This window comes from Duganella hordei, assembly GCF_040369125.1.
In the GTDB taxonomy this organism is placed as follows: Bacteria; Pseudomonadota; Gammaproteobacteria; order Burkholderiales; family Burkholderiaceae_D; genus Rugamonas; species Rugamonas hordei.
Map to the genome: position 1 here is coordinate 129,328 of NZ_BPWI01000001.1, position 11,088 is coordinate 140,415.

An 11,088-nucleotide genomic window follows, 5' to 3' on the forward strand; every position below is an offset into this window, starting at 1 on the left:
GCCCGGCTTTTCTACACTGGCCTCATTCAACCAGGCGAGGATCACCATGACGGCACATGAACACAACCCGGAACCGCACAATCCGCTCGGCATAGACGGCATCGAGTTCGTCGAATATGCCAGCGCGCAGCCGCTGGCGTTCGGCGCGCTGCTGGAGCAGTTCGGCTTCGTGGCCACCGCCCGCCACCGCTCGCGCGAGGTGACGCTGTACCGCCAGGGCGGCATGAACGTGATCGTCAACGCCGACCCGCGCGCCTTGCCGCAATCGGGCACCGATCCGCAGTCGACCGTCGTCAGCGCCATCGCGCTGCGGGTGCGCGACGCCGACGCCGCCTACCGCCACGCGATCGAGCTGGGCGCCTGGGCGATCCAGACCCGTGCCGGTGTGATGGAACTGAACATACCGGGCGTGCACGGCGCCGGCGACTCCATCCTGTATTTCGTCGACCGCTTCCGCGACTTTTCGATCTACGACGTCGACTTCAAGCCGATACCCAACGCGCCGGCCAACCCGCCGGCGCTGGCGGGCCTGCATTTCTTCGGCGTGGTGCAGGCCATCGGCGCCGGCCGCGCGCCCGAGTGGATCGACTTCTACCAGCAGCTGATGGACTTCCGCGTGCTGCCGGAAGGGCGCTACTTCGGCGTGGTGCCGAAAGGGACGCTGCTGGAGAGCCCGTGCCACGGCTTCTACCTGCAACTGGTCGAGCCGCCCGAAGGCGCGGCCGGCCTGCAATGGGGCGAGCAGCTGATACGGGTGGGCTTCGGCGCGCCGGACGTGCTGGCGGCGGTGCGCGCTCTGCAGCAAAGGGGCATCGTGTTCATCGACCGCGCACCGGCGCAGTCCAACGAACGCGGCGCATTGACACAACTGTACAAGGGTGGCGTCAGCTTCGAGCTGGTCGTCAGCCACCTGGAGAAGAACCATGATTGAGATTTCCGGCACTACGCGCATTTTCCCCGTGATCGGCTGGCCGGTCGAGCAGGTCAAGGCGCCGGCGCTGTTCAACGCCTATTTCCAGCGCCACGGCATCGACGCGCGGGTGGTGCCGCTGAAGGTGCCGCCCGAGTCCTACACCGCCGCCGTGCGGCTGCTGATGTCCTTTCCCAACGTGGGCGGCATCTTCGTCTCCATCCCGCACAAGCCGATGAGCGTCGGCGCGGTGGACCTGCCCAGCCCGTGCGCGCTGCTGGCCGGCGCCTGCAACGCCATCTACAAGGACGGACAGGGCCGGATACTGGGCGACCTGATCGACGGCGTGGGCTTCATCCGCGCCCTCGACCGCACCTGCGGCGCCGCGCCGCTGGACTGGGCCGCGTCGCGCGCGCTGGTGGTCGGCAGCGGCGGCGTCGGTTGCGCGGTGGCCTATGCGCTGGCCGAGCGCGGCATCGGCGAGGTGGCCCTCTACGATACCCGGGACGACCAGGCTCAGGCCTTGCGGCAGCGCCTGCGCCTGGCCTTTCCCGGCACGCGGATCGGGATCGCGCCGCCGGCCGCCGCCGGCTTCGACCTGGTGGTCAACTCGACGCCGCTCGGCATGCAGGCCGACGATCCTCTGCCGATCGATCTGCGCGGCATATCGCCGCACTGCATCGTGGCCGATTGCGGCATGAAGATAGAGATGAGCCGCCTGCTGCGCCAGGCGCAGGAACTGGGCTGCCGCATCCAGAAGGGCAAGGAGATGCTGATCGAGCAGGCGCCCCTGTACCTGGAACTGTTCGGCTGGCCCGGCGTGTCGTCCGACGCCTTCCGCGCGCTGGAGGCCCTGTGAACCTCTCCAACTTCGGCATGGACAGCATCACCCTGGCCGGTCCGCTGGAAGCGAAGCTGCGCGCCTCGCGCGCGGCGGGCTTCAGCCAGATCATGTTGTGGGCGCGCGACCTGGCCGGCCATCCCGGCGGGCTGGACGAGGCGGTGCGCGTGGTGAAAGCCAGCGGCGTGCGCGTGACCGGCATCCAGGTGATGCGCGACTACGAGGGCCTGGACGGCGCGCTGCACGAATACAAGCTCGATATCGCGCGCCAGATGCTGCTGGTGTGCCGGGCTGTGGGCGCGCCGCTGCTGATGGTCTGCTCCAGTACCTCCAGCCACGCCAGCGGCGACATGCGCCTGATCGCGCGCCATCTGGCCAAGCTGGCCACGCTGGCGGTGCCGCTGGGCGTGCGGGTGGGCTACGAGGCGCTGTCCTGGGGCCGCCATGTCAACCAGTACGAGCAGTCGTGGGAGGCGGTGGAACTGGCCGACCACGCCAACCTGGGCGTGGTGATCGACTCCTTCCACATGCTGGCCAACCAGGCCTGCCTGGATGGGCTGGAGGACATCCCCAGCCACAAGATCGCCATGGTGCAGCTGTCCGACTTCATGTGGCGCGACATCCGTAGCGCCGAGGAGCGGCTGGAGACGGCGCGCCATCTGCGCGTGTTCCCCGGCGAGGGCGCGCACTCGGGTGAGCTGACCGACCTGCTGCGCCGGCTCGACCGCGGCGGCTATCGCGGCGACTACAGCTTCGAGGTGTTCAACGACGACTACCTGCAGCTGGCGCCGGAGATCGTCGGCCAGCGCGCCCACCGCGCCGCCAAATGGGTCACCGACCAGGTGTTGCGCCGCAGCCTGGAAGTGCGGCGCACGACCGCCGCCCATCCGACCATGGCCTAGGAGCGACGGCGATGCGACCTCCAGGCCAGACCGTGATGGTGTTGAACGGTCCCAATCTGAATCTGCTCGGCCAGCGCGAGCCGGCCGTGTACGGCGCGGCCACGCTGGCCGACGTCGAGCGCCTGTGCGCTGCCGCCTGCGAGCGATACGGCTACGCGCTGGACTTCCGCCAGTCCAACCACGAGGGCGTGCTGGTCGACGCCATCCATGCGGCCGGCGCGGCGCAGGCGCAGGGCACGCTGGCCGGCGTGGTGTTCAACGCCGGCGCCTATACCCACACCTCGGTGGCGCTGCACGACGCCATCAAGGGCGCGGATGTGCGGGTGATCGAACTGCACGTCTCCAACGTCCATGCGCGCGAGCCGTTCCGCCATCGCTCGTGGCTGTCGCCGGTGGCGCAGGGCGTGATGGCCGGCTTCGGCGTGCGCGGCTACGCGCTGGCGATCGCCGCGCTGGCCGAGGATTAAGAAAAAAACGAAGCCCCTCGCTTCGCGGCAGTACCGGGGGAACCACAACCATATGAAGTGAATAAAACGGAGACAGAATGAAGAAGCAAGCAATCGCGCTGGCCTGCATGGCGACATGGCAGGCTGCCGCCCAGGCGCAGTCCAACGTCACCATCTACGGCAACTTCGACGAGTACCTGGGCTATATCCGCAGCAGCAGCGGCGCCCATATCACGGGCCTGAACGACGGCGCCGTGCTGCGCAGCCGTCTCGGCTTCCGAGGCACGGAGGATGTGGGCGGCGGCTACAAGGTCAAGTTCGCGCTGGAGCAAGGCATCAACGCCGATACCGGCACCGGCGCCGACAGCACCCGCCTGTTCGACCGCCAGGCCTGGGTCGGCATCGAGGCGCCCAGCGGCGAATACCGCATCGGCCGCCAGAACACGGAGATCTTCCTGATCGGCGGCGCCATCGACTACACCGAGCGCACCACCTTCGGCTCGCTGTTCAACACCTTCGGCATTCCCTCGCGCTACGACAACGACCTGTCCTACCGCTCGCCGCGGCTGGCCGGGGCGCAGCTGGTGCTGCATTATGCGCTGCCGGAAAACGGCGGCGCCACGCGCGGCAACAGCCCGATCTACCAGCTGGCGCTGGACTACCGCAACGGCCCGTACCGCGCCGGCTATGCGGGTCTGCAGGCAAGCCCCAACAGCGTCACCGCCACGGTGCACGACAAGGTGGTGTATCACAACGTCTACGCCGACTACCAGTACGGCAGCGGCACCATCTATCTGGCCGCGGCGCGCAGCAACAATTCCACCTCCAGCGCCAACGGCCTGAATGCCGGCGTCATTCTCAACAACGTCAGCAACCCGAACAACTTCTTCGCCGGCACCGACCGCAACGCGGCCCGCTACTACAACTTCTACCAGGTGTCGGCCGACTACCGCGTCAGCAGCGCGCTGAGGATAGGCGCCCTGTACGGCATCATCAAGGACACCTCCGGCGGCAATGCCGGCGCGCGCGGCGCCAACGCGGGTGCCTACTACGAGCTGTCCAAACGCACCACGCTGTACGGTTTCGCCAGCGTGATGCAGAACCAGGCCAACGCCGGCTTCCGCTTCAGCGGTTCGGCCGGACCGTCGGCCAACCTGGCGGGCGCCGACATCAACGGCAAACATCTGACCGGCCTGCAGGCCGGCATCCTGCACAAGTTTTAATCCAACTACAATAATCAACTGGAGGACGACATGACAACAGCAACAGCAAAACGAGGCAAGGCGGCAGCCGGCGCCGCGGTGGAACCGCCACGATCGCCGCGCAAGGCCGCCTTTGCCAGCTGGATCGGCAGCGCGGTCGAGTACTACGATTTCTTCATCTACGGCACGGCGGCGGCACTGGTGTTCGGCAAAATCTTCTTCCCCGCCTTCGACCCGGCGGCGGCGACGGTGGCCGCATTCGCCACCTTCGGCGTCGGCTACGTCACGCGGCCGATAGGCGCGGTGCTGCTGGGCCATATCGGCGACCGCTACGGCCGCAAGCGGGTGCTGACCTTCACCCTGCTGCTGATGGGGATTTCCACCTTCCTGGTCGGCCTGCTGCCGACCTACGGCCAGGTCGGCATCGCCGCGCCCATCATGCTGGTGGCGCTGCGCATGCTGCAAGGCTTGTCGGCCGCCGGCGAGCAGGCCGGCGCCAACTCGATGACGCTGGAGCACGCGCCAGCCCACCGGCGCGCCTTCTTCACCAGCTTCACGCTGAGCGGCACGCAGGCCGGCCTGATCCTGGCGACGCTGGTGTTCCTGCCGCTGTCCGCGCTGCCGGAGGAGCAGCTGCTGTCCTGGGGGTGGCGCATTCCCTTCTTCCTGAGCGCGATCGTGGTGGCGGTCGGCATCTGGGTGCGCCGCACCTTGCCGGAAACGCCGGCCTTCGCCGAAGAGTCCAGCCACCAGCCCAGCCGCATGCCGGTGGCGCTGCTGTTCCGCGAGCACAAGGCCAATCTGCTGCGGGTGATCTTCGCCGCGCTGGTGTCGGTGGTGAGCACGATCTTCAGCGTGTTCACGCTGTCGTACGCGGTCAACACCATGCACATACCGCGCACCACCATGCTGACGGTGCTGGTGCTGGCCAACGTGCTGGCGCTGGGGGCGATCCCGATGTTCGCCGCGCTGTCGGACCGTATCGGCCGCAAGCCGGTGTTCATCTTCGGCGCGCTGGGATCGGCGGCGTTGATCTGGCCCTATATGTGGAGCATCAGCACCGTCAACCTGCCGCTGGTGTTCATCTTCGGCCTGCTGCTGTCGGGCGTGGTGTACAGCGCCGCCAACGGCGTCTGGCCGTCGCTGTACGGCGAGATGTTCAGTACCCGCGTGCGTTTGTCGGGCATGGCGATCGGCACCCAGATCGGCTTCGCGCTGGGCGGCTTCGCGCCGACCATCAGCGCCTCGATCCTGCAGCCGGGGCCGGGGGGCTGGATTCCGGTGGCCGCTTTCGTGACGGCCACCAGCGTGGTGGCGGCGATCTCGGTGGCGACGGCGCGCGAGACCTACAAGGTGCCGATGCATGAATTAGGCCAGGCCGCCTGACTTGACCTCGCCTTGCTTCCGATGTCAGACTTAAGCCTGCCCAAAGAACCGACAGGAAAATATGAAGTCACTGATATCCGGGCTGAAGCTCATTGGCGCGATTTCGGCACTGGTGGCGGCGCAGGCCGGCGCCGCTACCCTGATTGCGCCCGGCGACAGCCATCTGCTCTACACCGGCCGGGTGGACTGGCGCAATGCCGCCGCCCCCGTGTTGACCTGGCCGGGATCGAGCGTCGAAGCCCGGTTCACCGGCAGCTCCCTGGCGGTGCGGCTGGACGACCAGCTTGGCCACAATTTCTTCAGCGTTTACCTCGACGGGAATCTGGAGCGCCCGGTGGTGCTGCAGGCGGACAAGGGCGAACGCTCGTACGTGGTGGCCACCGGCCTGGCGCCCGGTCCGCATTCCTTCCTGCTGACCAAGCGTACCGAAGGCGAGGAGGGCGGCACCACTTTCGCAGGCCTGGAACTGGCCGACGGCGGCACGCTGCTGGCGCCACCGCCGCGCAAGCAGCGCAAGATCGAATTCTTCGGCGACTCGATCACCAGCGGCATGGGCGACGAATCGCCCGACGACGGCCCCGATCATCTGGCGAAGGACAAGAACAACTTCCTGTCCTTCGCGGGGATCACCGCACGCAACCTCGATGCGGAAGCGCACTTTATCTCGCAAAGCGGTATCGGCGTGATGATCAGCTGGTTCCCCTTCACCATGCCGGTCTATTTCGACCAGTTGAACGGCGCGGGCAAGAACGATTCCAAATGGGATTTCAGTTCATGGACACCGGACGTGGTGGTCATCAACCTGCTGCAGAACGACAAATGGCTGATCGACCGGGAGAAGAAACTGACCCCGGCGCCGGACGACGCCGAGCGTGTGCAGCGCTACCGCGCCTTCGTGCAGGAGATCCGCAAGCGCTATCCGCGTGCCTATATCGTTTGCGCGCTGGGCAGCATGGACGCCACGCAGCCGGGGTCGAAGTGGCCCGATGTCGTACGCTCGGCCGTCGCGCAGATCGAGCGCGATACCGGCGACGCCAGGATCGCGACGCTGATGTTTCCCTTCACCGGCTATCAGGGGCATCCGCGCGTGAAGCAGAACCGGGCCAATGCCGCCTTGCTGACGGCGTTCATCCGGCAAAAGCTCGGCTGGTAGCGTGATGCCGGCGGCAAGCATGTCTCAGCCGCCGACCAGCAACCCGCCGGCGCCGACTGCTCCGGCATACATCGCCTCGACCAGCGCCGCGCGCCGCTCCAGCACCACGCGCTGGTTGATCGAGCCCTTGTCGGTCTGCTCGCCGGCCGTCACGGACGGCGCTTCCTCCAGCAGCAACATGCGCTCGATGCGGGACGCCGATCCGGTCGCCGTGGCGTTCAGCTGCGTCAGCAACTGGCTGAAGTGGTTGCGCACCGGGGCGCTGGACAGGACTGCAACGGCATCGGCGTCGGCGCCCAGCCCGGACAGCAGCTGGCACTGGTCCATGCGCGGGAACACCAGCAAGCCTATGCTGTCGCGGTTGATGCCGGCCACCACCACGTCCTGGATGTAGGGCGCGCCGGCGCTGATCACCCGCGCCCGCAGCGGTCCGACGCTGACGAAGGTGCCGCTGCTGAGTTTGAAGTCCTCGGCGATGCGGCCGTCGAACATCAATCCCAGTTCCGGCCGCGCCGGATCGACGAAGCGCACAGCGTCGCCGCTGCAGTAGTAGCCTTCGTCGTCGAAGGCGGCGGCGCTGGCTTCCGGCGCGCGCCAGTAGCCCGGCATGACGTGCGGGCCGCGGAAGCGCGCTTCGTACTTGCCATCCACCCGCACCAGCTTGACCTCGCAGGCCGGCGCCGGCAGGCCGACATAGCCGGCCATCATCACCGGACCGGTGGTGAAGGTGCAGGAGGGCGCGGTTTCCGTCATGCCCAGGCCGGCCATGATGCGGATCCGCTGGCCGCAGTGCTGTTCGCTGACCCGCTCCAGCGCATCCCACGCCGCCTGCGACAGGCCCGCGCCGGCGAAGAAGAACAGCTCCATCTGCGAAAAGAAATGGCGGCATAGGTCGGGGTCGTCCTGCAGCGCGGCGGTGAGCAGCTCCCAGCCCTTGGGCACGTTGAAAAACACCGTCGGCGCGATCTCCTTCAGGTTGCGCACCGTGACGGCGAAGTCGCGCGCGGTGGGCTTGCCGTCGTCGATGTAGTAGCTGCCGCCGTTGTACAGCGCGATGCCGACGTTGTGGCTGCCGCCGAAGGTGTGGCTCCACGGCAGCCAGTCCAACAGCACCGGCGGCTTGTCGCCGAACGCGGGGAAGCTTTGCAGCAGCATCTGCTGGTTGGCGCACAACATGCGCTGGGTGGTGATCACCGCCTTGGGCAGCTTGGTCGATCCCGACGTGAACAGGAATTTGGCGATGGTGTGCGGGCCGCAGGCGGCGTTGGCCGCGTCCACTGCGTGCGGGACGGTCGCCAGCAGCTGCGCCAGCGGCGTGACGGCGCGGCCTGCGTCGCCCCGGTCGGTCACGACCTCCACCTCGTCCGGCACCGCCGCCGCCAGCGCCGCCGCACAGGCGCCGCCGTCGGTGGCGTAGATCATGCCGGGCGTCAGGTGACGCACGAAGTGGGTCAGCTTGGCGTGGTCGGTGGCGGCACCGGAGGCTGCTGGCGAGACCGGGCAATAGGGGACGCCCGCATACAGCGCCCCCAGCGCCAGTTGCAGGTGCTGCAGATCGTTACCGGACAAGATCATCAGCGGCCGCTCGGCCGACAGGCCCCGGTCCAGCAGCGCCTGGCCGATGGCGCGCGCCTGCTCCAGCATCTGCCGGTAGCTGATGTGTTGCCAGCCGCCGTCGGCGCCGCGCTGGGCGGCCAGCGTGCGTTCGGGATGACGCTCGGTGCCGCGTACCAGGCAATCGGTGATGCGGTCGGGATAGTCGCCCAGCGCTTCCTGCGAGGCCAGGCGCCAGACGCCGTGGGCGTCTGCCTCGACCCGCACCGGCGCGCTGCCCACGCGCACCGGGCGATAGCGCGACAGGTCCAGCGTCGCGGCGGTGGTGGGGAGCTGCGTCATTGCGTGCTCCTCCATCACACCGGGTAGTGGCGGTGGCCGCTCTGGATGGTGATCCAGCGCAGGTCGGTGAATTCGGCGATGCCGGCCTTGCCGCCGAAGCGCCCGTAGCCGCTGGCCTTGACGCCGCCGAACGGCATCTGCGCCTCGTCGGCCACGGTGGAGCTGTTGATGTGGCAGATGCCCGATTCGATGCGCCGCGCCAGCGCCATCGCGCGCGGGATGTCGCGGCTGAAGACGGCGGCTGACAAGCCGTATTCGCTGGCGTTGGCCTCGGCCAGCGCCGCCTCGTCGCCATCGACGCGGATGATGCCGACGATGGGGCCGAACGATTCTTCCTGATAGACCGTCATGGCCGGCGTGATGTGGTCGATGATGGCCGGCTGCAGCAGGTTGCCGTCGCTGTCGGCGCTGCCGCATACCAGCTTGGCGCCCTTGGCCTTGGCGTCGTCTATCATGGTGGCCACGCGACTGGCTGCCGAGGCGTCGACCATGCCGCCCAGTACCGCGCCTTCCTGGCCGGGTTTGCCGGCGCGCAGGCCGGCGGTCTTGATGCGCAGTTTTTCCACGAAGGCGTCGGCGATCTTGTTGTCGACGATGATGCGGTCGGTCGACATGCAGATCTGGCCCTGGTTGAAGAAGGCGCCGAAGGCGGCCGCCTGCACCGCTTCATCGAGGTCGGCGTCGTCCAGGATCAGCAGCGGATTCTTTCCGCCCAATTCCAGCACCACCGGTTTCAGATGCTGGGCCGCCTGCTGGGCGATGATGCGTCCCACCTTGGTCGAACCGGTGAAGTTGATGCGCTTGACGGCCGGATGGGCGATCAGGCGCGCCACCACGGCGGCCGCGTCCTGCGGCGCGTTGCTGACGACGTTGACCACGCCGGGCGGGAAGCCCGCGTCCTCGAACACCTTGCCGATCAGGCGATGCACGGCGGGACAGACCTCGGACGACTTGAGCACCACCGTATTGCCGCAGGCCAGAGGCGTGGCGATGGCGCGCGTGCCCAGGATTACCGGCGCGTTCCACGGCGCGATGCCCAGCACCACGCCGCAGGCCTGGCGCATACCCATCGCCAGCAGGCCTGGCACGTCGGACGGGATCACTTCGCCCGCGATCTGGGTGGTCAGCGCGGCCGCTTCGCGCAGCATGGAGGAGGCCAGCATCACATTGAAGCCGTACCAGCCGGCCACGCCGCCCGCTTCGGCCACGCCGGCCGCGATGAATTCGGGCGCGCGCGCCTGCAGGCAGTCGGCCGCCTTGAGCAACAGGCGGCGGCGCTCGCCCGGCGCGGTGGCGGACCAGCCGGGGAAGGCCGCCTGCGCCGCCGCGACGGCGGCGTCGGCATCGTCCAGGGTGGCGGCGGCGACCACCGAGGCGATGTCGCCGGTGGCAGGGTTGAGGCGCTGGTAAGTGGCGCCGGTGGATGCGGCCTGGTCCAGGCCTCCGATCAGCAAGCGGGCTTCAAGCATGGCGTATCTCCTTGGTTATTAGGCTGGGGCTGGGCGCGTCTTATGCGCGCTTGTAGGTTTGCAGGCCTGGTTTGATGGTCTTATCGTCCAGGAACTGCTTGAGGCCCTGGGCGCGGCCTTTTTCCGGGTCGCGGTAGTTGGACTGGTCGACTTTGGCGTACAGGTAGTCTTCATTCTGCTCCCAGGTCAGTTCGCGGCAGCGCTTGAAACCGTTCTTGGCGATGCGCAGCACGGTCGGCGACTTGGCCAGCAGCTTTTCCGCCAGTTCGATGGTGGCCTCGCGCAGCTGCGCCAGCGGCACGCTCTTGTTCACCAGGCCCATCGCGGCCGCTTCCTTGCCGGTGAAGGTGTCGCCGGTCATGATGTAGTGTAGCGCCTGGCGGTGGCCCATGGTGTCGGCGACCGCCTTGCTGACCAGGTTACCCGGCGGGATGCCCCAGTTGATCTCCGACAGGCCGTACACTGCCTCGTCGGCGGAGATGGCCAGGTCGCAGGCGACCAGCGGCGAGAAGGCGCCGCCGAAGCACCAGCCGTTGACCATGGCGATGGTCGGCTTGCTGTACATGCGCAGCAGCTTCCATTGCCACTGCGAGCAGTCGCGGCGCAGCTTCTCCTGGAAGATCTCCGGCTTGCCGTCGTTTTCGCGGAAGTACTCCTTCAAGTCCATGCCGGCGGTCCAGCTGTCGCCGGCGCCGGTCAGCACCAGCACCTCGGCCTCCGGATCCAGCTCCAGCGTTTCCAGCACGTCGATCATTTCGCGGTTCAGCGTCGGGCTCATGGCGTTGCGTTTTTCCGGGCGGTTCAGGGTCACCCAGGCGATGCCGCCGGTGACGTCGACTTTTACGGTGCTCCAGCGCTTGTCATATTGGCTCATTTCGGTCTC

General features: G+C 67.7%; 10 protein-coding genes. 7 read left to right on the forward strand and 3 right to left on the reverse strand.

The window, feature by feature from the left end; translation table 11 throughout:
• The first annotated feature begins 46 nt into the window (after positions 1 to 46).
• The 7 genes from ABWW33_RS00510 to ABWW33_RS00540 all read left to right on the forward strand — a co-directional run bounded on the left by ABWW33_RS00510 (position 47) and on the right by ABWW33_RS00540 (position 6,840).
• Positions 47 to 931: a 4-hydroxyphenylpyruvate dioxygenase gene (locus ABWW33_RS00510; protein WP_176650242.1), complete on the forward strand. Its 885-nt coding sequence runs from the start codon at positions 47 to 49 to the stop codon at positions 929 to 931.
• Positions 924 to 1,769, forward strand: coding sequence for a shikimate dehydrogenase family protein (locus ABWW33_RS00515; RefSeq protein WP_353397671.1), 846 nt, complete (start codon positions 924 to 926; stop codon positions 1,767 to 1,769). The genes ABWW33_RS00510 and ABWW33_RS00515 overlap by 8 nt, the downstream gene beginning before the upstream one ends.
• Positions 1,766 to 2,653: a sugar phosphate isomerase/epimerase family protein gene (locus ABWW33_RS00520; protein ID WP_353397674.1), complete on the forward strand. Its 888-nt coding sequence runs from the start codon at positions 1,766 to 1,768 to the stop codon at positions 2,651 to 2,653. The genes ABWW33_RS00515 and ABWW33_RS00520 overlap by 4 nt, the downstream gene beginning before the upstream one ends.
• A gap of 11 nt (positions 2,654 to 2,664) precedes the next feature.
• Complete coding sequence (aroQ, locus tag ABWW33_RS00525) at positions 2,665 to 3,120, forward strand: type II 3-dehydroquinate dehydratase (RefSeq protein WP_353397676.1); 456 nt, start codon at positions 2,665 to 2,667, stop codon at positions 3,118 to 3,120.
• Positions 3,121 to 3,197: 77 nt separating this feature from the next.
• Positions 3,198 to 4,322 (forward strand): porin, encoded by a 1,125-nt coding sequence (locus ABWW33_RS00530; protein WP_353397678.1) that lies wholly within the window; start codon positions 3,198 to 3,200, stop codon positions 4,320 to 4,322.
• 30 nt (positions 4,323 to 4,352) lie between these two features.
• Positions 4,353 to 5,687 carry an MFS transporter gene (locus ABWW33_RS00535; protein WP_176650247.1) on the forward strand — a complete coding sequence of 445 codons (1,335 nt, stop codon included), beginning with the start codon at positions 4,353 to 4,355 and terminating at the stop codon, positions 5,685 to 5,687.
• A gap of 61 nt (positions 5,688 to 5,748) precedes the next feature.
• Positions 5,749 to 6,840, forward strand: coding sequence for an SGNH/GDSL hydrolase family protein (locus tag ABWW33_RS00540; RefSeq protein WP_353397680.1), 1,092 nt, complete (start codon positions 5,749 to 5,751; stop codon positions 6,838 to 6,840).
• A gap of 24 nt (positions 6,841 to 6,864) precedes the next feature.
• Here the strand turns inward: ABWW33_RS00540 and ABWW33_RS00545 are convergent, their stop codons facing one another.
• From ABWW33_RS00545 to ABWW33_RS00555, 3 genes are read right to left on the reverse strand one after another with little or no spacing between them, the layout of a single operon-like run.
• On the reverse strand, positions 6,865 to 8,736 hold the full coding sequence (locus ABWW33_RS00545) for a feruloyl-CoA synthase (protein ID WP_353397683.1): 1,872 nt from the start codon (positions 8,734 to 8,736) through the stop codon (positions 6,865 to 6,867).
• Positions 8,737 to 8,750: 14 nt separating this feature from the next.
• Complete coding sequence (locus ABWW33_RS00550; protein WP_353397686.1) at positions 8,751 to 10,205, reverse strand: aldehyde dehydrogenase; 1,455 nt, start codon at positions 10,203 to 10,205, stop codon at positions 8,751 to 8,753.
• A 40-nt stretch (positions 10,206 to 10,245) separates the two neighbouring features.
• Positions 10,246 to 11,079: a p-hydroxycinnamoyl CoA hydratase/lyase gene (locus ABWW33_RS00555; RefSeq protein ID WP_176650251.1), complete on the reverse strand. Its 834-nt coding sequence runs from the start codon at positions 11,077 to 11,079 to the stop codon at positions 10,246 to 10,248.
• Positions 11,080 to 11,088: the final 9 nt, after the last annotated feature.